The organism is Microbacterium sp. NPDC087591 (genome assembly GCF_044743625.1).
Classification (GTDB): Bacteria; Actinomycetota; Actinomycetes; order Actinomycetales; family Microbacteriaceae; genus Microbacterium.
In genome coordinates this window covers 1,230,487-1,254,008 of the sequence record NZ_JBIUWU010000001.1, presented here as the reverse complement: position 1 = coordinate 1,254,008, position 23,522 = coordinate 1,230,487, and the positions used below count along the sequence as shown (strand labels likewise).

28 protein-coding genes are annotated in these 23,522 nt (G+C 69.9%); 17 read left to right on the top strand and 11 right to left on the bottom strand.

Annotated elements, in window-relative coordinates:
• The first annotated feature begins 108 nt into the window (after positions 1-108).
• The 5 genes from ACIOVG_RS05830 to ACIOVG_RS05810 all read left to right on the top strand — a co-directional run bounded on the left by ACIOVG_RS05830 (position 109) and on the right by ACIOVG_RS05810 (position 3,984).
• Positions 109-807: a GTP pyrophosphokinase family protein gene (locus tag ACIOVG_RS05830; RefSeq protein WP_400870115.1), complete on the top strand. Its 699-nt coding sequence runs from the start codon at positions 109-111 to the stop codon at positions 805-807.
• Between the two features lie 230 nt (positions 808-1,037).
• Positions 1,038-1,316 (top strand): hypothetical protein, encoded by a 279-nt coding sequence (locus ACIOVG_RS05825; RefSeq protein ID WP_400870112.1) that lies wholly within the window; start codon positions 1,038-1,040, stop codon positions 1,314-1,316.
• A gap of 96 nt (positions 1,317-1,412) precedes the next feature.
• Positions 1,413-3,023: a molybdopterin-dependent oxidoreductase gene (locus ACIOVG_RS05820; RefSeq protein ID WP_400870109.1), complete on the top strand. Its 1,611-nt coding sequence runs from the start codon at positions 1,413-1,415 to the stop codon at positions 3,021-3,023.
• 41 nt (positions 3,024-3,064) lie between these two features.
• On the top strand, positions 3,065-3,553 hold the full coding sequence (locus tag ACIOVG_RS05815; protein ID WP_400870106.1) for a molybdenum cofactor biosynthesis protein B: 489 nt from the start codon (positions 3,065-3,067) through the stop codon (positions 3,551-3,553).
• Positions 3,550-3,984, top strand: coding sequence for a molybdenum cofactor biosynthesis protein MoaE (locus tag ACIOVG_RS05810; RefSeq protein WP_400870103.1), 435 nt, complete (start codon positions 3,550-3,552; stop codon positions 3,982-3,984). The genes ACIOVG_RS05815 and ACIOVG_RS05810 overlap by 4 nt, the downstream gene beginning before the upstream one ends.
• A 172-nt stretch (positions 3,985-4,156) precedes the next feature.
• On the opposite strand, the gene ACIOVG_RS05805 is transcribed toward ACIOVG_RS05810, so the two are convergent.
• The 8 genes from ACIOVG_RS05805 to ACIOVG_RS05770 all read right to left on the bottom strand — a co-directional run bounded on the left by ACIOVG_RS05805 (position 4,157) and on the right by ACIOVG_RS05770 (position 10,672).
• Positions 4,157-4,390: a MoaD/ThiS family protein gene (locus tag ACIOVG_RS05805; protein WP_400870101.1), complete on the bottom strand. Its 234-nt coding sequence runs from the start codon at positions 4,388-4,390 to the stop codon at positions 4,157-4,159.
• Entirely contained in the window at positions 4,387-4,893 is a 507-nt protein-coding gene (moaC, locus tag ACIOVG_RS05800) for a cyclic pyranopterin monophosphate synthase MoaC (protein WP_400870098.1), read from the bottom strand. The genes ACIOVG_RS05805 and moaC overlap by 4 nt, the downstream gene beginning before the upstream one ends.
• Entirely contained in the window at positions 4,890-6,125 is a 1,236-nt protein-coding gene (gene glp, locus ACIOVG_RS05795) for a gephyrin-like molybdotransferase Glp (RefSeq protein ID WP_400870095.1), read from the bottom strand. The genes moaC and glp overlap by 4 nt, the downstream gene beginning before the upstream one ends.
• Positions 6,122-6,907, bottom strand: a complete 786-nt coding sequence (locus ACIOVG_RS05790) for a HesA/MoeB/ThiF family protein (protein ID WP_400870092.1) — start codon at positions 6,905-6,907, stop codon at positions 6,122-6,124. Before ACIOVG_RS05790 ends, glp begins: the two co-directional genes overlap by 4 nt.
• A 70-nt stretch (positions 6,908-6,977) precedes the next feature.
• The gene (locus ACIOVG_RS05785) at positions 6,978-7,568 is read right to left on the bottom strand and encodes an RNA polymerase sigma factor (protein ID WP_400870089.1); all 591 of its coding nucleotides are present in this window, start codon (positions 7,566-7,568) and stop codon (positions 6,978-6,980) included.
• Complete coding sequence (locus tag ACIOVG_RS05780; protein ID WP_400870086.1) at positions 7,568-8,173, bottom strand: hypothetical protein; 606 nt, start codon at positions 8,171-8,173, stop codon at positions 7,568-7,570. The genes ACIOVG_RS05785 and ACIOVG_RS05780 overlap by 1 nt, the downstream gene beginning before the upstream one ends.
• Positions 8,174-8,323: 150 nt before the next feature.
• The gene (locus ACIOVG_RS05775) at positions 8,324-9,220 is read right to left on the bottom strand and encodes a lipase family alpha/beta hydrolase (RefSeq protein ID WP_400870084.1); all 897 of its coding nucleotides are present in this window, start codon (positions 9,218-9,220) and stop codon (positions 8,324-8,326) included.
• Between the two features lie 66 nt (positions 9,221-9,286).
• The gene (locus ACIOVG_RS05770; protein ID WP_400870081.1) at positions 9,287-10,672 is read right to left on the bottom strand and encodes a D-alanyl-D-alanine carboxypeptidase family protein; all 1,386 of its coding nucleotides are present in this window, start codon (positions 10,670-10,672) and stop codon (positions 9,287-9,289) included.
• Positions 10,673-10,780: 108 nt separating this feature from the next.
• Here ACIOVG_RS05770 and ACIOVG_RS05765 point away from each other — a divergent pair, with 108 nt between their 5' ends.
• The 4 genes from ACIOVG_RS05765 to ACIOVG_RS05750 are packed head-to-tail and all read left to right on the top strand — an operon-like array spanning position 10,781 to position 13,815.
• Positions 10,781-11,173, top strand: coding sequence for a molybdopterin-binding protein (locus tag ACIOVG_RS05765; protein ID WP_400870078.1), 393 nt, complete (start codon positions 10,781-10,783; stop codon positions 11,171-11,173).
• Position 11,174: 1 nt separating this feature from the next.
• A complete protein-coding gene (modA, locus tag ACIOVG_RS05760) occupies positions 11,175-11,957 on the top strand; it encodes a molybdate ABC transporter substrate-binding protein (protein WP_400870075.1) in 783 nt (260 codons plus the stop codon).
• Positions 11,954-12,742: a molybdate ABC transporter permease subunit gene (gene modB, locus ACIOVG_RS05755; RefSeq protein ID WP_400870072.1), complete on the top strand. Its 789-nt coding sequence runs from the start codon at positions 11,954-11,956 to the stop codon at positions 12,740-12,742. The genes modA and modB overlap by 4 nt, the downstream gene beginning before the upstream one ends.
• On the top strand, positions 12,739-13,815 hold the full coding sequence (locus tag ACIOVG_RS05750) for an ABC transporter ATP-binding protein (protein WP_400870069.1): 1,077 nt from the start codon (positions 12,739-12,741) through the stop codon (positions 13,813-13,815). Before modB ends, ACIOVG_RS05750 begins: the two co-directional genes overlap by 4 nt.
• Positions 13,816-13,833: 18 nt before the next feature.
• On the opposite strand, the gene ACIOVG_RS05745 is transcribed toward ACIOVG_RS05750, so the two are convergent.
• Positions 13,834-14,202 (bottom strand): VOC family protein, encoded by a 369-nt coding sequence (locus tag ACIOVG_RS05745; RefSeq protein ID WP_400870066.1) that lies wholly within the window; start codon positions 14,200-14,202, stop codon positions 13,834-13,836.
• A 62-nt stretch (positions 14,203-14,264) separates the two neighbouring features.
• Between ACIOVG_RS05745 and ACIOVG_RS05740 the strand changes: the two genes are divergently transcribed.
• From ACIOVG_RS05740 to moaA, 7 genes are all read left to right on the top strand, one after another.
• Positions 14,265-14,720, top strand: coding sequence for a MarR family winged helix-turn-helix transcriptional regulator (locus tag ACIOVG_RS05740; RefSeq protein WP_400870063.1), 456 nt, complete (start codon positions 14,265-14,267; stop codon positions 14,718-14,720).
• Positions 14,721-14,856: 136 nt separating this feature from the next.
• A complete protein-coding gene (locus tag ACIOVG_RS05735) occupies positions 14,857-15,165 on the top strand; it encodes a hypothetical protein (RefSeq protein WP_400870060.1) in 309 nt (102 codons plus the stop codon).
• Positions 15,166-15,167: 2 nt separating this feature from the next.
• On the top strand, positions 15,168-16,421 hold the full coding sequence (locus ACIOVG_RS05730; RefSeq protein WP_400870057.1) for a hypothetical protein: 1,254 nt from the start codon (positions 15,168-15,170) through the stop codon (positions 16,419-16,421).
• Between the two features lie 40 nt (positions 16,422-16,461).
• Positions 16,462-17,082: a hypothetical protein gene (locus tag ACIOVG_RS05725; RefSeq protein ID WP_400870055.1), complete on the top strand. Its 621-nt coding sequence runs from the start codon at positions 16,462-16,464 to the stop codon at positions 17,080-17,082.
• Positions 17,079-17,699, top strand: coding sequence for a hypothetical protein (locus ACIOVG_RS05720; RefSeq protein WP_400870052.1), 621 nt, complete (start codon positions 17,079-17,081; stop codon positions 17,697-17,699). Before ACIOVG_RS05725 ends, ACIOVG_RS05720 begins: the two co-directional genes overlap by 4 nt.
• Positions 17,696-18,484 carry a hypothetical protein gene (locus tag ACIOVG_RS05715; RefSeq protein WP_400870049.1) on the top strand — a complete coding sequence of 263 codons (789 nt, stop codon included), beginning with the start codon at positions 17,696-17,698 and terminating at the stop codon, positions 18,482-18,484. The genes ACIOVG_RS05720 and ACIOVG_RS05715 overlap by 4 nt, the downstream gene beginning before the upstream one ends.
• Positions 18,485-18,531: 47 nt before the next feature.
• Positions 18,532-19,611 carry a GTP 3',8-cyclase MoaA gene (gene moaA, locus ACIOVG_RS05710; protein ID WP_400870046.1) on the top strand — a complete coding sequence of 360 codons (1,080 nt, stop codon included), beginning with the start codon at positions 18,532-18,534 and terminating at the stop codon, positions 19,609-19,611.
• Positions 19,612-19,727: 116 nt separating this feature from the next.
• Here the strand turns inward: moaA and ACIOVG_RS05705 are convergent, their stop codons facing one another.
• Positions 19,728-20,942 carry an amidohydrolase gene (locus ACIOVG_RS05705; protein ID WP_400870044.1) on the bottom strand — a complete coding sequence of 405 codons (1,215 nt, stop codon included), beginning with the start codon at positions 20,940-20,942 and terminating at the stop codon, positions 19,728-19,730.
• 41 nt (positions 20,943-20,983) lie between these two features.
• Positions 20,984-21,631: a TetR/AcrR family transcriptional regulator gene (locus tag ACIOVG_RS05700; protein ID WP_400870041.1), complete on the bottom strand. Its 648-nt coding sequence runs from the start codon at positions 21,629-21,631 to the stop codon at positions 20,984-20,986.
• A gap of 156 nt (positions 21,632-21,787) precedes the next feature.
• Here ACIOVG_RS05700 and ACIOVG_RS05695 point away from each other — a divergent pair, with 156 nt between their 5' ends.
• On the top strand, positions 21,788-23,452 hold the full coding sequence (locus tag ACIOVG_RS05695) for an ABC transporter substrate-binding protein (RefSeq protein ID WP_400870038.1): 1,665 nt from the start codon (positions 21,788-21,790) through the stop codon (positions 23,450-23,452).
• Positions 23,453-23,522: the final 70 nt, after the last annotated feature.

The following is a 23,522-nucleotide window of genomic DNA, read 5'->3' as shown; positions in this document are numbered from 1 at the left end:
CTACGGGCCGCCGGGTGTCCCTCACGGAATCCTTACGGCGCTCGCGGCATCGTCGACCCCTCGGAAATCCACAGGGATTTCCGATCACGAACGCGTAACGTCGGACGTATGACGACCCTTCAGGTCACCGAAGACTCCATCCGCAAGACGCGCGAACTGCGCGACGAGTTCCAGCGCTTCCTGCGTGAGTACGAGTTCGGGATGCGGGAGGTCGAGACGAAGATCTCGATCCTGCGCGACGAGTTCACGCACCACCACGCGTACAACCCGATCGAGCACGTGAAGAGCCGGCTCAAGACTCCCGACAGCATCGTCGAGAAGATCGCCCGCAAGGGGATCGAGGAGCCGGACTTCGAACGCATCCGTGCCGAGATCACCGACATCGCCGGTGTGCGGGTGACCTGCAGCTTCGTGGCAGACGTCTATCGGCTGTTCGATCTGCTCACGGCGCAGGACGACATCACGGTGCGTACCGTCAAGGACTACATCGCGAAGCCGAAGGACAACGGCTACAAGAGCCTGCACGCGATCATCGAAGTGCCGGTGTTCCTGTCGACGGGCGCGCTGTCGGTGCCGGTCGAGGTGCAGTTCCGCACGATCGCCATGGATTTCTGGGCCAGCCTCGAGCACAAGATCTACTACAAGTTCTCGAACCAGGTGCCGTCGCACCTCGTGGAGAGCCTGACGGATGCCGCGGATGCGGCCGCCGAACTCGACAGCCGCATGGAGCGCCTGCACCGCGAGGCGCACGGGGTGCCGCAGCGTCAGCTCGCGCCCCCGCCCCCTCCGCGCATCGTCCCGGTCTGACCGTCGCGCGGCGTTTCCGCGTTCCGCGTCGGCGTCCACAACTGTTTCCGCGTTCCGCGTCGGCGTTCACAACTCAGGAAGAACGGCGGCCGAAGCAGACGGGTCGCCTGTGAGGGTGGCGCGTGACCGGCGACCCCGCGGTGTCGCGTCCTGAGGTATGGACGGCGCCGAGCGGAGACGCCGATGTTGCGATGCCTCCCTGGCCCTGGGAACATCGGCAGGTGGTGAGAATGCAGGAAGCCGTGTCCGTGGACTCCGACCGCGAGGTCGATGAGCTCGCACGCACCGACGACCTCGCGAGCATCGACCGCGGACGCCAGCGCTGCGAGTGCGACCACGGCGACGATGAGGGCTACCAGCCGTGCGGACGCAAGGCGAAGTGGCGCGTCACGGTCGACTGCGTCTGCGGTGAGGGTCATCCGCGCCGGGTCGAGATCCTGTGCTCCCGGTGCATGCGCACGCTGCGGCAGATCCAGGGTCGCGAGGCCATCACCGTGCGCCGTCTCTGACCACGCCGCGGAGACGGTGCGGGTCGTCACATCCGATCGCTCGTCGGCTCCGAACAAGCCTGGACCACACCGGCGACGGTGGAACAGGAGACGATCATGGCGCAGCGCAGCAGTGGCAAGAGGTTCTTCGTGTGGGCTGCCCTCGCGGGTGTGATCGGCGGCGGGGTTTTCCTCGCGACGGCTGAGCTGTTCGCGTTGCTGTTCGCGCGCGCGGCCAGCCCGATCCTCGCGGTGGGCGGTTTCGTGATCGACATCGTGCCGCAGCCGTTCAAGGAGTTCGCGATCGCCACCTTCGGCGAGTACGACAAGATCGCGCTGCTCGCCGGCCTCGGTCTCGCCGTGTTCATCGCCTCGGCGATCGCCGGCATCCTGCAGCTGGTGCGCCCGCCGCTCGGCGTGATCGCCCTGGTGATCGCGGGGGTGCTGTCCACCGCGGCGATCGTGACCCGTGCTGCCGTGTCGCCGCTGGCGTTCGTGCCTCCGGTCCTCGGAACCGTCGCAGGGGCCTTCATCCTCGTGCTGCTCATCCGCCGTCTGCGCGCGTGGCGGGCCTCCGTCGTCGGCGTGCGCACGGATGACGCGGCCGAGACCGCTCCGTCCGATGTCGAACCCGTCGACGGCGCGGCCGTCCGGCCCGGCTTCGATCGTCGCCGCTTCTTCATGCTCACCGCCGTCGCCGGAGCATCCGCCCTGATCGTGGGCATCACGGCCCGCACCGTGAGCATGGCGGTGTCGTCGGTCGAGGCCATCCGCGGCGCGCTCAAGCTGCCTGCCCCGAAGTCGAAGGTCGTGGTCCCGGATGGCGCCGAGCTCGACATTCCCGGACTCAGCAAGCTGTTCACTCCGAACAAGGACTTCTACCGCGTCGACACCGCGCTCACGGTTCCCACGATCGACCCGGAGACCTGGCGACTCGTGATCGACGGCATGGTCGACCAGCGGGTCGAGATGAGCTTCCAGGACCTCCTCGACATGGGCCTGGACGAGTACGCGATCACGCTCACGTGCGTGTCGAACGAGGTCGGCGGCGAGCTGGTCGGCAACGCGAAGTGGCTCGGGGTGCCGCTGCGCGACGTGCTGAAGAAGGCCGGCGTGAAGTCCGGGGCCGACATGGTGCTGTCGCGCAGCGTCGACGGCTACACGGCGAGCACCCCGCTATCGGCGTTGACCGACGACAACCTCGACGCGATCCTCGCGGTGGCGATGAACGGAGAACCGCTGCCGCTCGAGCACGGCTTCCCCGTGCGCATGGTCGTGCCGGGGCTATACGGCTATGTGTCGGCGACCAAATGGCTCACCGAGCTCAAGGTCACGACCTTCGCCGACGACGAGGCCTACTGGACGCCCCGCGGCTACAGCGCGGAGGCGCCGATCAAGTTCTCCTCGCGCGTCGACACCCCCAAGCTCGGCGCGGCCGTCGACGCGGGAAAGATCCCGATCGCCGGAGTCGCCTGGGCGCAGTCGGTCGGCATCGAGCGGGTCGAGGTGCGCATCGACGACGGCGACTGGGTTCCGGCCACGCTGTCGGCGCCGATCAACGACGACACCTGGGTGCAGTGGTTCATGGAGTGGGATGCCACTCCCGGCACCCACTATGTCGCCGTCCGTGCGGTGAACAAGAACGGCGACCTGCAGATCGAGGAGCGCGCCCCGATCGCCCCCAACGGCTCGTCCGGCTGGCAGCGCTCGCTCATCCGGGTCACCTGAGACCGGTGCGCGGCCGCACGCCCGGGCCTAGGGTGGGAGCCATGACGCCGCGCCCCGCACTCGTGATCACCGTCTCCGACCGATCGGCCGCGGGTGAGCGCGAGGACCGCGGAGGCCCGATCGCCGTCGAGCTGCTGCGGGAGGCCGGATGGCACTGCCCGGATGCCGAGATCATCGCCGACGGCGAGAGCGCGGTGGCGGATGCGCTGCGGCGTGCTCTCGCCCGCGGCATCCGCCTGGTCGTGACCACAGGGGGAACCGGAGTCGGTCCGCGCGACCTGACGCCCGAGGGCACGAGGCGCGTGATCACCCGCGAGATCCCCGGGATCGCCGAGGAGCTGCGCCGCAGTGGGCTCGCCGACACCCCGCTGTCGGTGTTATCGCGCGGGCTGGCCGGCATCGTCGACCCCGCGGGCATGCTCGTGGTGAATCTTCCGGGATCCCCGCGTGCCGTGGCATCCGGCGTACCCGTGGTGCTCGGCGTCGCCGGGCACATCCTGGACCAGGTGGAAGGCGGAGATCACTCATGAACGACGTACGACTGGCTGCGGTATCGGAGGAACGGCTCGATCTCGACACACATCTCGCTGCCGTGGAGGACCCCCGCCTCGGCGCGGTGACGACCTTCGTCGGACGCGTGCGCGACAACGACCCGGATGCCGCGACGCCCGTCGTCGGCCTCGAATACAGCGCTCACCCGGATGCCGAGGCGACGCTGCGGCGGATCGCCCAGGAGGCCGGCGCCCGAGCGGATGCCCTCGCCGTGGTGGCCGTGAGTCACCGGATCGGACGCCTGGACGTCGGCGACGCGGCCGTGGTGATCGCGGTCGCCTCCGAGCATCGCGCCGAGGCGTTCGACGTGTGCCGGGCCGTGATCGAGGCGATCAAGAGCGACCTCCCGGTGTGGAAGCGGCAGCTCGAGGTCGACGGGACCTCGTCCTGGAAGGGCATCGGCGGCTGAGCAGAGGCGGTACCCCTTCGGCATCCGCCCCTCCGGCATCCGGCATCGGGCCCTGTCCCAGACGTGCCACGTGCAGGAGATCTCGCGGATTGCAGGAGGAATCGCCCGGAATCGGTCCTGCAGGTGGCCATCGGTCCTGCAGGTCGCGGGGTCAGCCGGTGACGCCGCGGGGTCAGCCGCCGGCGAACGGCGGGAGGATGTCGATGAGCTCGATGTCGTCGAGGGCCAGGTCGCCGTCGCTGCGCACCCCGTCGACCATGACGGCACAGCGCGGCAGGATGTCGGCCAGAGCCGGATGCTCGGTCACGACCGCTGCGCGCAACGCGACGAGTGAGGTCTCGCTGCGCTCCTCGCTGTCGGTGCCTGCGGCCTCGGCGGCGGCGGCGAAGTAGCGCACGCGCGTCATCGGGTGTCCTCGGATCCGATGAAGGGGGCATCCTCGCCGGGGCGCACCCAGTCGCCGGAGCGTCCGCCCGACTTCGCCACGATGCGCACGTCCTCGATCACGACCGCACGGTCGACGCCCTTGATCATGTCGACGATCGCGAGAGCCGTCACGGATACCGCGGTGAGCGCTTCCATCTCGACGCCCGTGCGATCGGCGGTGCCCACCGTCGCCTCCACGCGCACGCCGTCGTCGACGATCTCGAGCTCGACGCTCGCCCGGTGCACGCCGATCACGTGTGCGAGCGGCAGCAGCGACGCGGTGGACTTGGCCGCCTGGATGCCGGCGATGCGCGCCACGGCGAGCACATCGCCCTTGGGCACGGTGCCATCGCGGAGGGCCGCGATCACGTCGGCGCTGCAGCGCACGAATCCGCGGGCGGTCGCCGTGCGGACGGTCGGCTGCTTCGCGGTCACGTCGACCATGTGGGCGCGGCCGGCGGCGTCAAGGTGAGTGAAGCTCATCCCACCAGCATGACATCGATCGCATCTCCCACGGCGACGGCCTCGACCTCGGCCGGCACGATCGCGAACGCGTGGGCTCGTGCGAGTCCGCCGGCCAGGTGCGATCCCGATCCGCCCGCAGTGGCGGGGCGCACGGTGCGGGCCGCGAGGTCGACGACCGCCGGGAGGTACTGGCGGCGGCCAGGCGGCGTGGTCCATGCCGCATCGGCGGTGAACGCTGCACGCGGCCGCTGGATCTCGGTGCGCCCCTGCAGCGCGAGCAGGGCGGGGCGCACGAACACCTCGAACGAGACGGCGACGCTGACGGGGTTGCCCGGCAGCCCGAACACCAGCGTCCCGCCGTTCAACACGCCGAAGGCCTGCGGCTTGCCCGGCTGCATCGCGACGCTCGCGAACTCCACCTCGCCTTGGCCGTCGAAGGCGCCGCGCACCGGTTCGTAGGCCCCGGCGCTCACGCCGCCGGTGAAGACGATCACATCGGCGCCGAGCGCGACGGCCTCGGCGGTCACGGAACGCACGGCGTCGGCGTCATCCGTCACGCGGGCGACCAGCACGACCTCGGCGTCGGCGTCGGCGACGAGCTGCTCGAGCAGCGGCCCGTTGGAGTCGGGGATGCGCCCGCGGGTCACGGCCTCGCCGGGGGCGAGCAGCTCGCTCCCCGTCGACACGACGGCCACGCGGGGCGCGCGCGTGACGGTGACATCGGCGACGCCGGCGGCCACCGCTGCCGCGACCTGGAAGGCGCCCAGGCGCTCACCGGCGCGCACCACCTCGTCGCCCGCGCGCAGGTCGGCGCCGCGCCGGCGCACGAACACGCCGGGTTTCGCGGGCGCGCGCAGCACCCGCACCTCGCCGAGGGAGTCGGCGAGTCCGCCCTCCGTGTCTTCGAAGGGCACGATCACGTCGGCGTCGGCGGGCGTGGGAGATCCGGTCATGATGCGGGCGGCGTCGCCGGGCCCCAGCGGCGGGTCGAGGGACACACCCGCTGGCAGGTCGGCGACGACCCGCAGAGTGATCGGGTTCTCCTCGGATGCCGCGGCGACATCGGCGCCGCGCACCGCGAAGCCGTCCATCGCCGAGTTGTCGAACAGCGGGATGTCGTGGGCTGCGGCGGCGGGCGCCGCCAGCGTCCGTCCCGCTGCTGCACGCACCGGGCGAGTCTCGGGCGGGAGGATCCGCACCGCGGCGAGCACACGGGCGAGCTGTTCCTCGACCGTACGGCGCCCGCTCATGCGTGCACCTCCGCCGTCGCAGACGAGGCCGGGCGGATCGCGATCTCGTGCTGGCGCGCGGTCAGCGCGTCGATCACCGCGAGCCGGCCGAGCAGGGGTTCCCCGGCGCCGGTGACGAGCTTGATCACTTCGCCGGCCAGCATCCCGCCGACCTGCACGCACAGCGCTCCGAGCACCCCGACCTGGGCGCAGCTGGGCGGTTCTCCCTCGGTGCCAGGGGGGAAGAGATCGGCGAGCACCACCGGTTCGCCCGCGCGCGGTGCCGACCAGAACACGGTGACCTGCGCGTGCCACTCCTGCACGGCGCCCCATACGACGGGCAGTCCGAGGGATTCGGCTGCGGTGGCGACATCGCGGCGGGTGGCGAAGGAGTCGCTCGTGTCGACCACGACATCCGCGCCCCCGATCAGCCGGGCGGCGTTGGCGGCATCCAGTCGTTCGGGCACCTGCGTCACAGTGGTCTGCGGGGCGAGCGCCAGGACGGCGCGGGCGGCCGACTCGGTCTTGCGCGTGCCGATGTCGTCCACGCGGTGCGCGAGCTGACGCTGCAGGTTCGTGAGCTCCACGACGTCGTCGTCGATGATCGTGATCGATCCGACCCCGGCAGCCGCCAGGGCCAGCAGCACCGGGGAGCCCAGCCCTCCCGCGCCGACGACCGCGACGCGTGCGGCACTCAGACGGCGCTGCCCTTCTTCTCCGATGCCCGCGAGCACGGCATGCCTGGCGGTGCGGACGAGCTCTTGCGGGTCCAGCGCGGGGGCGGGGGCGACGAGAGGCTGCATGGGTTCAGCGTATGCCCGAGCGGGACGAGGCACTCCCGTGCGTCTCTCGGCCGGGCAGCCGCTGTGCCCGTCAGGTGGTTCCTCTCGCGGTGGCCGCGCTGCGGCCGTTGTGCGCGAGCGGAGGCTGCGGGGCGGATTCGAGCAGCGCTTCGAGCCGGCGAAGCGCACGCATGTGACGAGTCCGCGCGGTCGACTCGTTGATGCGCAGAAGTCGCGCGGCCTCGGCGATGGCGAAGTCGTCCCAATAGATGAGCATCAGGAGTTCCGCTTCCCGTTCGTCGAGGCGCCGCAGCGCCGCGCGGACACCATCGGCGCGCATCGCGGCCTCGACGATCGCATCCGCCGAATCGACCCGAGACGGTGCGTCGCGAAGGTGGTGGCGCAGCGCGTCGGCGAGGTCGAGAGACTTCAGCGCTCGCCGCCGGTGCTCGCGGAGCACGTTCCTCGCGATGCCGAAGCACCACATCCGCGCTGCCTCGTCGGTGGTGGGTACGCGCGCGCCCTTCTCCCAGAGGATGAGCAGGACCTTCCCGAGCAGGTCTGCGGCATCCTCCCGCGGGCGAACCCGTCGCGCGAGATACCGGAGCAGGTCGTCGGCGTTGTCCTGGACGACGATCTCGACCCAGGCGCGAAGCTCCTCCGGAAGGGGACGCGGGCCCATCAATGGAGCACCCCTGTGCAATCCATCGTGCTGCCCGACGACCACTCTTCACGCAACAGCTCGTCGGGGATCTCCGCCCAGATCAACTCCGTCGCGTGGATGAACGACGACTGGTCCCGCAGCTCGGGGGTATCGACCTCCCAGTCGTCGTCGGGACCGGGGACGAACGGGTTCGCGATCGCTTCGTCATAGATGCGCTGCCCGATGCCCGTCCAGTCATGGCCTCTCACGAAGGCGGCGAGTCGTTCATCGGCCGCTGAGCGATCGACGGGGTTGCCGAAGTACAACCCGTAGCGGCAGCTGACTTCGATGCCGGTGTCGGTCGTGTAGACGATGGGGATCTCGACATCGAGCTCGACCGGAGTGTCGTTCACGCTCAGTTGCAGAGGGATGAGCACTGCCGCCCCCGTCGCAACCGTGAGGACGCCGAGGCTGATCGGAACGATCGCTCGGCGACGCCTCCACCACGGGGTGCGGGCGATGCCCATCGCGGCCGTCGCCTGAGCGTCGGCGGCCACGCGGCGGACGAGGTCGTGAAGCTCTGCGTCATCGCCTCCGCGCACCGGATCGGCGGACGCGAGATCCGACTGCACTCGTTCGTTCATTGTTCGCTCCTCATCATGTCGCTTCACACAGGACATGACGTGAGCGCGCGAACCGTCTCACAATCGTCTCGTCGGGACGCGCGTTCGGCCCCGATGCGACGGCGGCTGACGGCTGATTCGGGCCTGCCGCAGCGGCGGGCATGACGCGAGTCAGGCCTGGAGCGCCTCGTCGACTGCCGCGAACACGTCGGGGTCCCAGGTGAGTGCTCGTTCCCAGGGCAGGTCGAAGGCATCGGCGAAGAAGATGCTGTGCACGTCGTGCGCGAACGTGCGGCGGGCGACGTGGGGAAGCACCTCGACCGGAACCTCTTCTGCGCGCGCACTCTGCTGCGAGACGAGCCCGTCGTGTGGCCACAGCTGGCGCGGTTCCGAGGCCGCGCGGAAGTGACCGGCACCCACCGCCGTGACGGTCACCGCGTCGAGCGCCCCCGCCTGGGTCGCGTTCCATTCCCGCAGGAAGCGCCGCGAGACCTGGTCGGCAGCGCCCTGGGAGTTCTCGGCCGCGTAGCTGCGCGACCGTTCCAGGATCTGGGTCGTTGCGGCATCGCCGTGGGCATCGGCGACCGAGACCTCATCGGTGAGCACGTCGCCGAGCAGAGAGCCGTCCCAGGGAGTGCCGAGGGTGACGAGACGCGACACCGACGGGCCCGCGTCGCCCAGCTCGCGGATCGCGGCGCGCGAGAACAGACCGCCCATCGAGTGGGCGACGAGGTCGATGCGGGCGAAGCCGTGCTCCGCGCTGAGCCACCGCAGGAAAGCGGCCAGGCGGGCGCCGCCCTCGTCGATTCCGCCGACCGCGTTGACGGTCATCTCGGCGGGCAGGACGACGGGCACGTCGGCGAACCCCTGCCAGCCGGTGTCTTCCCTGACCTCCCCGGGTCCTAGGCGTGCGGGTGCGGTGAAGACCGCCCTGCCGCGGGCGAGCAGATGTGCGCGGAGCGCGGTGAGCGTGTTGCCGGCGGCGAGGCCGGAGCCGCTCGCGCGGTCGGGATCCGTGAACGGTGTCACCGCGGCACCGCCGGAAACCAGGACGACGGCTTCGGACATGGGAGGCTCCTTCTCGACGGGGTACGCGGTCAGGATAGGGCAGGATGCCTCAGCCGCCGGACGCTCTCATCGACTCAGCTCTGACGGGTGGGTGAGCCGCCACCACTCGGACGGCTGATCGATCTGCCCCTGGATCGTCACCGGAGTGGTGACGGTGTTCGGCCCCGCTGTCCAGGTGACGCTCCCCACGACCGAGCCGTCCCGGTAGGTCGCCGGGGTCTCGATCTGCATGCTCACCTCGATCGGGGTGTCCGACCAGGTGAAGATCGACGCATCTTCGTCGATGACCAGCTGAGCGGTGGAACCCCACGGCGTCGAGATCGCGCCCACCTCCTGACCGGATGACGCGAGCGGTACCTCGTGGAAACCGGCGCGGATGCTGTCGAGAGTCGCGATCACGGTCGTGTTCACCGACTCGCGCGACGCTCCTCCGAGCAGCACCCCGGTCACCGCCAGCGGTTCCGCCGCCCCCACATGGAGCGTCGCCGTGTACAGCAGGCTGTAGGTGCCCTGGCCGAGGGTGCCGGTCTTCAACCCCGTGATCCCCGCGGTCCCGAGGAGTCCGTTGGTGTTGTGGAGCTGCCCGGCTCCGGGCAGCGAGATCGACGACGTCGCGACGATCTGCGCGATGGTCGGCTGCGCGGCGGCGAGCTTCCCGATCGTCAGGAGGTCGGTGGGCGTGCTCGTGTTGCGCGGGCTGATGCCGGTGGGCTCGGTGATCGTGGTGCCGGTCAGTCCGTGGGCGGAGAGCCAGGTGCGCGTCGCGCTGAGGAACGCATCCTGCGATCCGAAGATCCGGGACGACAGCGCCTCGGCGTAGTTGCTCGCAGAGGGGATCAGCATGGCGGCCAGGGCATCGTGCAGCGACATCGAGGTGCCGGTGGGCATGGGGGCGATGGTCGCGCCCTGCACGTAGTAGCGGTCGTAGAGGTCGTGGTCGGCCTCGGTGAAGGTGATGGTGGGGCCCGGATCGTCCGCGGAGGCGAGCGGGACGGCGTCGAGGATGACCAGTGCGGTGATGAGCTTCGTGATGCTCGCGATGGGTCGAGGGTCGCCGGCTCCGCTCGACGACCAGATCCCGCTCGCACCCTCGCCGAGATACGCGTCGGCGCCGGAGATGCTGATCGCCGAGGCGGCCCCAGGGGCGGCCGTGATGGCAGCGGCCTCGACGGACGGCGCCTGCGGCGTCTGCGTCGTCACCTCCGGGGGAGCAACGGTGGCGGTGAGAGCCCACCAGACGTATCCCCCGCACGCGGCCAGCAGCAGGATGAGACAGACAGCAGTGACGATGAGCCCCCGGCGTCTGCGTGCTCTGCGTTTCTCGGGGTCGATTCGATCACGACGTCCGGTCAGGTCCTGCTCCTGGGCCATCAACTCCGCGAAGTCGGACAGTGCGTCAGACGGGAGGTTCGGTGCCGTCATCGAGGTCCCCTCACCGGTCGCGTCTGGCATGAGCAACACCGTATCGCCGAACGATGCCGGTGGGGAGAGAAGATCGCAGAATGCGCAACTGCGGCGAATTCCGATCCAAGCATCCGCAAAAGCGGTAATGTCGACCGTATGCAGACCTATCGGATCGCCCGTGCCGCCCAACTTCTGGGCGTGAGCGACGACACCGTGCGGCGCTGGATCGACCAGGGCCTGCTACCCGTGACCGACGCCGTGCCGGCGGAGATCCCCGGCGATGCGATCGCAGCGCGGGCCGTGGCCGTCGCGGAGGAGGCGACGATCGCCGGAGACGCGCTCTCCAGCGCTCGCAACCGCTTCATCGGCATCGTGACCCGCGTGCAGATCGAGGGGCTGATGGCGCAGGTCGACATCCAGTCCGGACCGCATCGCGTGGTCTCGCTCATGTCGGCGGAGGCCGCGCGGGAGCTGCAGCTCGAGGTCGGCTCGCTCGCCGCCGCATCCGTCAAGGCGACCCAGGTCGTCGTCGAAGTCCCGAAGGCCTGACATGAACCGCACGCTGCGCCGCTCCGCCCTGGTCGTGATCGCCGCCTCCCTGCTCGCCCTCACCGGCTGCGCGAGTGCCGCTGAATCGGCCCCGTCGCCATCCGTCTCCGCCGGCGAGAGCGCCGTGAGCGGCGACCTCACCGTCTACGCCGCCGCATCGCTCACGGGAGCGTTCGATGCGATCGGTGAAGCCTTCGTCGCGGAGCACCCGGACGTGACGTTCAGCCCGGTGTACGACGGCTCGTCAACGCTGGCGACGCAGATCCTCGAGGGGGCGCCGGCCGACGTGTTCGCCTCGGCAGATGAGGCGAACATGGACAAGGCGGCGGATGTCGCGGTCGACCCCGCCCTGTTCGCCTCGAACACCCTCGTGATCGCGGTGCCGGCGGGTAACCCCGGCGGTGTCGAGACGCTCGCCGACCTGGCCGACGTGACCACCGTGCTGTGCGCCCCCGAAGTGCCCTGCGGCGCGGCATCCGAGAAGCTCCTCACCGCGGCGGGGGTCACTGTCGAGGCCGCGAGCATCGAGCAGAACGTGACCGCCGTGCTGACCAAGGTCGCCGCATCCGAAGCCGATGCCGGTCTCGTGTACGCGACCGACGTGATCGGTCGCGACGACGTCGAGGTGATCGTGCCGGACGGTGCCGACGGTGTCGTCAACCACTACCCGATCGCCGCTCTCTCCGACGCTCCGAACCCCGATGCCGCCGATGCCTTCGTGGCGTTCGTGCTGTCGGATGCGGGGCAGGAGATCCTGGCGGACTTCGGGTTCGGGGCGCCGTGAGCGCGGCCGGCGCGCGTGGCTACGCTCCGCGTGCGCTCGCCATCCCCGCCCTGATCGGACTGGCCTTCCTGGTCGTGCCGCTGACCGCGCTCGTCGCGCGGGTGCAGTGGTCGACCTTCCTCGCCGATGTGACATCCGAGGTCGCGCTCTCGGCGCTCGCGCTCTCGCTGGGGACCGGACTGGTGGCCACCGTGCTGTGCATCATCGTGGGGGTGCCGCTCGCTCTGTACATCGCACGATCGGGGCCGCGTCTGGCCGCCCTGCTGCGGGCCGTCGTCACCGTGCCGCTCGTGCTGCCGCCGATGGTGGGCGGCGTCGCGCTGCTGTACCTGTTCGGCCGCGCGGGCTGGCTCGGCGGACTGGGGCTCTCCTTCAGCACGCCCGCGGTCGTGCTCGCGCAGACCTTCGTCGCCCTGCCGTTCCTGGTGCTGGCCGTTGAAGGTGCGGTGCGCACCTCGGGCGTGGAGTACGAGCGCACGGCCGCCGCGCTGGGTGCCGGCCGCTGGACGATCCTGCGCCGCATCACCCTGCCGCTCGCCGCCCCCGGCATCGTCGCCGGCGTCGTGCTGTGCTTCGCGCGGGCCATCGGGGAGTTCGGGGCGACCGCCCTGTTCGCGGGCAACCGGCCGGGGGTCACCCAGACCATGCCCCTCGCGATCTACACCGCATTCAACGGCGCCGGAGTGTCGCAGGGCACGGCGGTCGCGCTCGCCCTGCTGCTGCTCGCCACCGCGATCGTGGTGCTGCTGCTCGTGCGCGGCTGGCGACCGGGAGCGGCGCGATGAGTGCCGGGGGCGTCGACGCCCGCACGCCGGGCCTGCGGGCGCACGTCGTCGTCGCACGCGAGCACTTCGCCGTCGACGTGGAGGTGGAGGTCGAGCCCGGCGAGACCGTCGCGGTCATGGGGCCGAGCGGTGCCGGCAAGTCGACGCTGCTGCAGGCGCTGGCCGGACTCGAGCCGTTGACGTCCGGAGAGATCGCGATCGAGGGGCGGGTGGTCGACCGCGCCGCCGCTCCGCGCGTGCAGACCCCGCCGATGAATCGCGGCATCGTGCTGCTGAGCCAGGAGCCGCGGCTGTTCCCGCACCTGTCCGTGCGGGAGAACGTCGCCTTCGGCCCCCGCGCCGGTGGGGTCGATGCCAGGACGGCGCGGGACTCCGCGGACGAATGGCTCGTGCGCGTCGGGCTCCCCGGAGCGGGGGATCGCATGCCGCGGGAACTCTCCGGCGGCGAAGGCCAGCGCGTCGCGGTCGCGCGGGCGCTCGCCGCATCGCCCCGCGCCGTGCTGCTGGATGAACCGCTGGTCGCCCTCGACCCGGAGACCGCAGGGGAGATCCGGCGGATGCTGCGCGACCAGCTCGCGGGAGTGACGACGATCGCGGTGACGCATGACGCCGCCGATGCGGTCGCTCTCGCCGAGCGGTTGCTCATCGTGGAGGCGGGTCGCGTCACGCAGAGCGGACCCGTGCGCGAGGTGCTGGCGGCTCCGGCATCCGGTTTCGTCGCCTCGATCGCGGGCGTCAACCGGGTGATCGGTGTCGCCGATGACGGAGCATGGCGCAGCGGCGAAGTGCGACTGCGCAGCGCGGATACCGCGTCTCGCGCCCTGGGTGCGGAACACGGCGCCGCGCTCGCCGCCGTGTTCCGCGCGGATGCCGTGCGCCTCGTGGATCCGGACGCGGCCGAGTCTTGGCGCAGCCGCATCATCCGGCTCGAGCCCACGCTCGCCGGCATCCGCGTGCACACCGAGCTCTGCCAGGTCGATGTCGCCCTGCCGGATGCCGCGGGTCTCGCGCCCGGCGACGAGCTGCACCTGCAGGTCGACCCCGCGGATGTGCGGTTCGTCGCGGTCGGCTGAGCTTCTGAGCGCGGGCGTTCAGGCGCGGTCGTGCAGGGTGATCTGGTAGCCGTCGGGGTCGGCGAAGGTGAAAGTCCGGCCGAAGGGGCCGTCGATCGGCGCCGCCACGATCGTGTGTCCGTCGGCGACCAGTGCATCGTGGATCTCCTGAACCCCGGTGGCGTGCAGCCAGATCGCCGCGCCGACGCCCGGCTGCGGCACGGAGTCGAGGTCGGTGCCGGGAACGACGTCGCGCAGGGCGAAGGCGATCGGCGTGGTCTGGAACACCACCGCGTGCGGCGGGCCGGCGGGCGAGCGGACGAGACCGAGGTACTTCTCGTAGAAGGCCTGGGATCCGGCGAGGTCGCGTGCCTGGAGGGAGAGGAAGTCGGGACCGGTGACGGGCATGAGAAGCTCCTTGGTTATGTGTCAGTTATCTGACATGCATCACTGTATGTCAGAATACTGACATGAGTCAAGACGGAGAGGTCATCCACCTGGAGACATCGCTCGGCTATCTGCTGAAGGAGGCGTCGAGCGCTCTGCGGGCGGCGATGGAAGAGGTGCTGCGGCCGCTCGGGATGACGGTCACGCACTACTCGTGCCTGGAGCTGTTGGCCCAGCGTCCCGGCCTGTCGAACTCCGAGCTCGCGCGGGGCACCTTCGTGACGCGGCAGTCGATGAACGTGCTGCTGCAGGCGCTCGAACGGGACGGCTCCGTGACGCGGGCGACCGAGGCCCCGGTCGGCAAAGCACTACCCACGCGGCTGACCCCGCTCGGCGAGCAGAAGCGGCAGCAGGCGAGCGCCGCGGTGCGTTCGGTCGAGGTGCGGATGCTCGGTGGCATGACGGAGGATGAGCAGGCGGGAGCCCGCCGGGCCCTCCGCAGCATGATCCAGTCGCTGCGCGACCCCGGCGACTCCTGACCGCGGTCTCGACGGACTTCGGGAGAGGAGCGATGGGGAATGCTCCCCATCGCTTCTCTCCGGAGGCGACTGTTAGATTTCCGATGTCGGGCGCATATCGTCGCCGCCCACGAAGAACCGGAGGGGGACGCGGGACATGTCTGTGAAGGTCTCATACGATCGGCTGGGAGAGCTGTATACCAATCTCCTGGCGATCTCGACAGAATTCGACGAGGCGTCGAACCGTCGCAGCGACCTCCAGTCCGACGTCGATCGTCCGTACGGACGCGGCGAGCTGCGTGACCTCGCCGGTGACTTCGAGTCCCAGTGGGACGACCGTCGAAACAAGTTGAACGAGGGCTTGAAGAAGGTCAGCGAGCATACGAAGGCGATCCTCGACGGTTTCGGTGACTTCGACACCGAAGCGGCGGCCGAGATGGCCTCAGCGATGCAGGAGGGTTCCTGACCGTGGCGATGCACAACTCTCCCAAGGGGCGGCCGGTCGAGGTCGTCGCCGGGCAACCTGATGACGTCCGGTCCCGTGGTGATCAGATCGTGCGGCTCGGCGGCATCATGCGCTCCGGGTACAACACCATCAGCGACGTCCTGGGCTCCGGTCTCGAGTCCGACATGGAGGGCGAGGCGATCGATTCGCTCGCCGAGGTGAGCCGCGAGATCCACGCCGAGCTCGGCCTTGCGGCCACCCTCTACGAGGAGGTCGGACCCTACATCCGCAACTACGGGCTGACGCTCGGCGAGGTGAAGAGCCGCATGACGGCCATCGTCCCCGCAGCGGATGAGGCGTGGAGGGCCTATCAGGGGGCGCTCGCAGACTATGGCGACGCGCAGCGTGTGCCTACGCCGACGGCGGCTCTGTCCGCTTCGCCGTCATCGACCCAGACGAGCGATGCCGAGCAACAGCGGCAGGACGACATCGACGACGCCCGCGTCGCTGCCGACGACGCCCGCCAGCGGTGGTACGCCGAGGCCTCCGCATTCGACGAGCAGTACGACACGTGGGAAACAGCGTTCGACACCGCCGTGTCCGGGATCCGCACCTCGACCGCGAACGGCATCGAAGACGACTGGCGCGATGAGATCGATGGCTTCGTCGCGGCGGCGATGCCGTGGCTGCAGGCGGCCGGCGTGATCCTCGCGGTCCTCGCGCTCGTGGTCGGCGGCCCCATCGTCGCCGCTCTCGCCCTCGTCGTGGGCGTGCTGTCTCTCATCGGCACCGCGTGGCAGTTCAGCCGGGGGGACGCAGACGGATGGGACCTCGCGTTGGCCGTCATCGGAGTCATCCCGTTCGGTGCCGTCGGCGAAGCCTTCTCCGCGTTCAAAGCCGGCGGAAACGGCTTCGCCGCCGGGTTCCGTACCTGGCTCTCCATCACCCCGGCCTCCGGGAACTCCCGATTGTTCAGCGATCTCGTGCGCAACTTCGCCGACGACGGTGCGCGCTGGGGTACGAGCCTCATGTCGGGTGGCAACTTCTTCTCCAGCATGCGCCTCAGCGGCCAGGGCGTCTCCGGTCTCGCCGACACATGGAGCGCCATCGTGTCCGGACAGTCGAACAGCCTCTGGCCTGTCATCGGCGACCTGGGAAGCATGGGCGAGCAGGCCATGTACGCCTTCAACGCGGTCGGTGTCTTCGCGCAGAGCACGCTGGTCGTCAAGGACACGTTCGAGTTGATCGGCGACGCCTATGAGGCAGTGACCTCTTGATGTGGCCGGGCGTGACCGGGCGGTATGCGAGAGTGGAAACGTGAACAGTCTGCGCAGCGAGCTTCTCGGTGTCGCCGTTCCGGCGGGCATCCCCGAGTTCCGGATGATGTTGCCACCGGGATGGCAGGCGCATAACGCGAGCGAGGAGACCGAGCGGGCGATGCTCGCCCAGGCGCGCGAGCGATTGCGCCCGGTGCACCGGGTAGATCTCCAGGGGCTCCTCGAATCCCACGTATCCTCCGCCATGCGCGTCGCCCGGGAGCAGGGGGCGATCATGCTCATCCTGCCGGGCCCCGACACGGAGGCCGGCCTGTTCGCCCCGGCGAGCATCGTCGCGACGATCCGCGAGGCGACCCCCCAGCTCTCTCTGGATGACCTCGTCGTCGACGTCATCCAGCGCCGCGGCGGTCAGCAGCTCGACGATGGCAAGCGTCTGCTGCGCTGGGTCGAGCGTCGCACCACGCGCGTCGGCACCGAAGAGGTCGGCGCCTACATCGTCTTCTATCTCACGCCGATCCCCGGCACGCAGCGTGCGCGCGCCCTGCAGTTCGCCCTGACGATCGCGCACGACCCCGACATCGACCCCGCCGAGGACGAGCAGATCGCGGCGTGGACCGCGCTCGTGGATGCACACGTCGCGACGTTCCGGTGGGGCAGATGATGCTCGACGTCGACGTGCGTCTCGACCAGACGCGCATGGTGCCCGTGCCGCGCACGCATACGGACGCGGCTGCCCGTCAGGCGTGGGCGGAGGATATCGCCGGCCAGTGGGGACGGCTGCACGAGCTGGCTGACGAACGTGTCCGTTGGATGACAGCCGGCCTCGAGGCGCTTGCCACCGTCGCCGCCGGTGAGAGCGGCGACCTCATCGTCATCTTCGATCCGCTGTCGCAGGCGATCGCGCCGGTGCGTCTGGCGATCGTCGAGGGGGAGCCGACTCGTGCCGAACAGCTGTCGTTCCTGCAACCGGTGGCTCCGCTGTCCGGGCGGCTTCGCCTCACTCCTCCGACCGTGTTCGGGATCGGATGCTCGTCTGCATTCCCCACCGCGCAGCCCGGCGTCGCCGAGCTTCGCTGGCTGTTCATCGCGGGCGGATGCACGCTGACCGCGATCGCCTCCCCCGTGGGCCAGAGCGCTGCGCTGAGCGTCGGCGTGACCGTCGAAGACCTCCTCACCGCCCTGTCGGTCGGCGATCGAGTGCTGAGCCGATCGCCCGATTTCGACCCGGAAGCGCTCGTCCGCGTCGACGAGACGGCCCAGCCGAGGTGGTCAGCGTGACCCGTGAGATGACACCCCGCAGTTACGTCGAGGCGCAGGAGCGCTGGAGCCCGGCCTCGTGGTGGCACCTCGAGTCCCACCTGTTCCGTGATGAGCCCGAGGTGCGGATGGCGCTGTGGTTCCGTGCGCCCGCCGACGCCCGCCGCGCATTCGCTGCACGGCACTTCTCACTGGGTGGGCTCCTTCTCTCGCTGGCAGAGATCGCAAGTCTCCTTCTTCCGGCGCTCGCACTCGTGACGCTCGTCTCCCGGCACTGGGTCGACGGGCAGCCCGACCTCGTCCGTTCGGGAGTCCTTGCGGGTCTCGCGGCGGCGCTCTCCGTGGTTGGGATGATCGCGCGGCGCTCGCGTCCGGAGGGTGTGGACGCCAGGACGGAGCGGCTCGTCGCCGTGGTGCACATCGTGCCGTCGCTGATCGTCCTCGTGCTCGGTGTGATGTTCCTCACCTCCGGGGCAGTCGACGGCAGCGCCGCGTGGGCGCTCGCAGGTCCGGTCATCGACATCGCGCTGTCGGTCGTCCGCTGGAGGCGGAACCGCCCGGCTGCCGACGCGGCTGCCGAACGCGCGAGCAAGGAGGACGTTCGACTGGATCGTGCGCTCGCCACCATCGCCCCCGAGCGTTCTGTCGCTCTGCGCGCCGAGTTGCATGAGGCTCTGAAGCTGGCGTCGGCACGCGGCCTCGTCGGCCCTGAAGAGACATCTCGTGCCGAGCGGGCGCCGTTCGGACGCCTCGGTGTCACCATGGCGCCGGCGCGCCCTCCTGTCGCCGACGTGGCGCACGGCTGAGGTAGCAGCGGGTAGTCTCGAACGATGACGGGGAGTGCAGGGACGCGATGACCGCCGTGCCGGTCGTCATCGGGGTGCGCGCCCCGCAGGTCGGGCCCGCACCCGCCACCTCGATGGCCGGAGGCCTCGTCGACACGCACGGCCGGGTGCACCGCGACCTGCGCATCTCGCTCACCGATCGGTGCTCGCTGCGCTGCACGTACTGCATGCCCGAGCAGGGCAACGAGTGGCTCGCGCGCACCAGCATCCTCTCCACCGACGAGATCGTCGAGGTGGCGGAGGTGGCCGCTGCGCTCGGCATCCGCACCTTCCGGCTCACGGGGGGCGAACCGCTGCTGCGCACCGACATCGTCGAGGTCGTGCGTCGGATCGCGCGGATCGAGGGGGAGGACGGCCCCGTCGAGGTCGCGATGACGACCAACGGCATCAGCCTGGCCCCGAAGCTCCCCGCCCTGATCGACGCCGGACTCACGCGGCTGAACATCAGTATCGACACGGTGAACCGTCAGCGCTTCGCCGACCTGACCCGACGCGACCGTCTCGACGACGTGTTCGAGGGCATCGCCGCGGCCTCGGCCTCGTCGCTGCGGCCGCTCAAGCTGAACGCGGTCGCGATGCGTGGTGTCAACGACGACGAGCTGGTCGAGCTGGTCGAGTTCGCGATGGGCGTCGGCGCGCAGCTGCGCTTCATCGAGCAGATGCCGCTGGATGCCGGGCACACCTGGGATCGCGCCTCGATGGTCACGCGCGAGGAGATCCTCGCGTCGCTGGGTGAGCGCTGGACGCTCGACCCGGTCGAAGGCCGCGGCGGCGCACCGGCCGAGAAGTGGCGGATCGACGGCGGTCCGCACGAGGTCGGCGTGATCGCCTCGGTCACCGCTCCGTTCTGCGGGGCGTGCGACCGGCTGCGGCTGACCGCTGATGGACAGCTGCGCAACTGCCTGTTCTCCAACGCCGAGTACGACCTCATCGGGGTGCTGCGGGGAGAGGGCTCCGTGCCCGGCGACCGGTCCGAGGGGATCGCCGACATGCTGCGCTCGTGCATACACGGCAAGCTGCCAGGGCACGCGATCAACGACCCCTCGTTCCTGCAGCCGGCGCGCGGGATGAACGCGATCGGCGGCTGAAACCTCCGGTGCTCGGCGGCTCGTCGTTCACAACTCCTCAGAGAACGAGCGTTCCGGGGGTCGAGCTGTGCGTCCGGGCCGAAGGCGCCGGTTCTTGAGGAGTTGTGAACGCCGGCTCAGCCCAGGAACTCGCGCGCTGCGGCCGACAGGGCGGTGACGCCGACCTCGATCGTCGGGTGGATCTCCGGCGCGAAGTACGGGGAGTGGTTCGTCGGGATGTCCTTGTCGAGCGTGCCTGCCGCCATCGCCGCGGCGAAGGTCGCCGGGTCGATGCCGCCCCAGAACCAGAACACCAGCGGAGCGCCTGTGTCGCGCGCGAGCCACGACACGTCCTCGCTGCCCGTGAACATGCCGGGGTCGATCACGGACGCCTCGCCCAGCGCGCGCTGCAGCGCCGTCGTCACGCGGGCCGTGGCCTCATCGTCGTTGATGGTCGGGGGCAGGGTGTGGTCGGTGCGGATCTCAGGTTCCTTCTCGGCACCGGATGCCGCGGCCTCCGCCCGCACGATGCGCTCGACGCTCGCGAGCACCTTGTCGCGCATCTCGTCGTTGGGGTAGCGCAGGCTGAGCTCGAGCTTCGCCTCGGCCGGGATGATGTTGTTCTTGAGCCCCGCGTGGATCGAGCCGACCGTCACGACGGCGACATCGCGGGGGTCGACCTCGCGCGAGGCGATGGTCTGCAGACGCATGACGGTCGCCGCGGCCATGACGATCGGATCGATCGTGGAGTGCGGCCGCGAGCCGTGCCCGCCGCGGCCGTGGAGCGTGACGGTCAGTCCGTCGGAGGCTGCCATCTGCGTGCCCGGTCGCACGCCGATCGTGCCGGCCGGGAGCGGGGTGACGTGCTGGCCGAGCACGATGTCGGGCTTCGGGACCAGGTCGAGCAGGCCGCCGTCGAGCATCGCCCGCGCGCCGGCCCCGTACTCCTCGGCCGGCTGGATGAGCACGACGAGGGTTCCGCTCCACTCGGCGCGTTCGGCTACCAGCTTCTCGACCGCGCCGATCATCGCGGTCACGTGCATGTCGTGTCCGCACGCGTGCATGACGGGGACGGTGTTGCCGGCCGGGTCGATGCCGGTCGCGGTGCTGGCGTACGGGCGACCGCTCTGCTCGCCGACGGGGAGCGCATCCATGTCGGCGCGCACCCAGACGACCGGTCCGTCGCCGTTGGCGAGCACGCCCACGACGCCGGTGACGCCGATGCCCTCGTGCACCTCCAGGCCCAGATCCCGCAGATGCGCGGCGGCGATGCCGGCGGTGCGGGTCTCCTGGAAGGAGAGCTCGGGGTGCTGATGCAGGTCGATGTAGAGCGCTTCGAGATCGATCGTCATGGCCCGAGCCTAGCTGCGGACGCGATGCGACACCTGGTCGCTCAGGACGGGCGCGCGTAGGTCGTGAGCGCGGGGCCGGGATGCAGCACGGCGTTCACGATCGCCCTGATCGCGAACTCGCTGGTCTCGCCGAGCTCGATCAGGTCCGGGTGCAGCAGCCACTGCAGCTGCAGTCCGTCCATGACGGCGAGGATGCTGGCGGATGCGGCGGCGACCGTGTCGGGCTCGGTCACGCCCTCTTGCGCGCAGAGCTCGTGGAACGCGGCAGTGACCTCGCGGCGGAGCGTGATGTACCGGTCCTCGAAGTACTCGCGCCCGGGGTGGTCGTCGGTCACGGATTCGGAGGACAGCACGGTGTACGCCTGCACGATGCCGGGGCGGAGCTCGTTGGCGAACGCGGTGCGCACGAGGTGGAGGAACAGCTCGGGGCCGTCGGGGATGTGCTTGTCGGCGAGGTTCGCGACGTCGGCCTGGTCGCGGTAGGCGAGCACTTCGAGCAGCAGCTTCTGCTTGGAGCCGAAGTGGTGCAGCACTCCGGCATGCGTGATGCCGACCTGCTCGGCGACGTCGGCGAGAGTGCCGTTGGTCGAGCCCTTGTTGCCGAAGATCTCCACAGCGGCCTTCAGGATCTGCTCGCGTTTCGCTCGGGTCGCCGGGCGCACGCGGGACGTCTCGTCGGTGTCCTTCATCACGACCCCCTCTCGCTTGTGATCATGCACTTGCCATCTTACTTACCAGTGGGTAACCTCACGGAAGCTTACTTTCTCGACAGTAAGCAAATCACGACAGCCGCGGATCCCCATCCGACGGTGACGCAGCACAATGACCGTGCCCAAGGAGAAGCAATGAAGCTCAGAAAGTCTCTGATCGCCGCGACCGCGATCACCGCGCTCGGCGTCTCGGCCCTCGCCGGATGCTCGTCGGGCGGTGGCGATGACGCCGCCGCCGGCGATTCCCCCGCGCTGACCATCGCGAAGCCGGATGGCGCCATCACCGCCGAGTCGAACAACCCGTACGTCGGCGACTCCTCCGCGTCGAAGTACGGCTACGGCAAGGTGATCTTCGAGACGCTCGGTCTGGTGAACCAGACCGGCGACCGCAGCGTCACCCCCTGGCTCGCCGAGAGCATCGAGTGGAACGACGACTACACCGCCGTCACGGTCGTCCCGCGCAAGGACGTCACCTGGAGCGACGGCGAGCCGTTCACCGCGGATGACATCGTCTACACCTACGAGCTCGTCTCGACGCCCGCCCTCGACACCGCGGGCCTCAAGTTCGAGGGCGCCGAGGTCGACGGTGACGCGGTGACCCTGACCTTCGGCGAGTCGAAGTACGTCAACCAGGCCCGCGTGCTGCATGTGCCGATCGTGCCGAAGCACATCTGGGAGAACTTCGACGAGCCGGCGACCGACCCCGTCAAGGGCGACGACCTGGTCGGCACCGGTCCCTACGCGCTCTCCAACTGGTCCACCGAGTCGGTCACGCTCGAAGCGCGCGACGACTACTGGGGCGGCGACCTCGCCGTGCCCGAGCTGCACTACGTCTCCTACGGCGACAACACCGCTCTCACCACCGCGCTCGCGCAGGGCGAGGCGGACTGGGCGCAGGCGTTCATCCCGCAGGTGCAGGAGCAGTTCATCGACGCCGACCCCGAGCACAACGTGTTCTGGGCCGCCCCGACCACCGGCTCAGCGACGCTGTTCATGAACCTGCAGCAGAAGCCCTTCGACGACCCCGCGTTCCGCCAGGCGCTCGCCTGGGTGATCGACCGCGACGCCTACGTCGACATCGCACGCGAGGGCGCGAGCGAGGCGGTCTGGTCGGTGACCGGTCTCTCCTCGATCCTCGACGACGAGATCCAGCCCGAGTTCCAGGGCAAGGAGTACAAGGTCGATGCCGAGAAGGCCCGCGACCTGCTGACCGACGCCGGCTACACCTGGAAGGACGACGCACTGGTCGACCCGGACGGCACCCCCGTCTCGTTCACGCTCTCGGTCCCCTCTGGCTGGAGCGACTGGAACACCGCGCAGGAGCTGATCGCGGAGGACGTGAACGAGGCCATCGGCGCCGAGGTCAAGATCGACATGCCCGACTGGGGTGGCTGGCAGGGCCCCCGCGACGACGGCACGTTCTCGGCCATCATCCACTGGCTGGAGGACAGCGGCACGGCCTACGGTCTCTACACGTCGACCATGGACCCGCGCTGGATCTCGCCGGAGGGCATCGCCGGCTTCAACTTCGGCCGTTTCGACGACCCGGCCGCGACCGAGGCGCTGAACACCTACGCGAACGCCTCGTCGGATGAGGAGCGCACCGCTGCACTCGACACGCTGCAGACGATCTTCTCCGAGCAGGTGCCCGCCATCCCTCTGGGAGCGCACCCGCTGCTGGGCGAGTTCAACACCCGCAACTACGTCGGATGGCCCTCGGACAAGGACCCGTACGCCTCGGCTGACCCGACGCAGCAGAACATCGTGCAGATCCTCACGAAGCTGAAGCCCGCCGAGTAACGCTCCGTCTGTTCGCCCTTCGTCTCGTCGCTTCGCTCCTCGCTCAGGGAGCGGGGGCACCTCCGCTCCC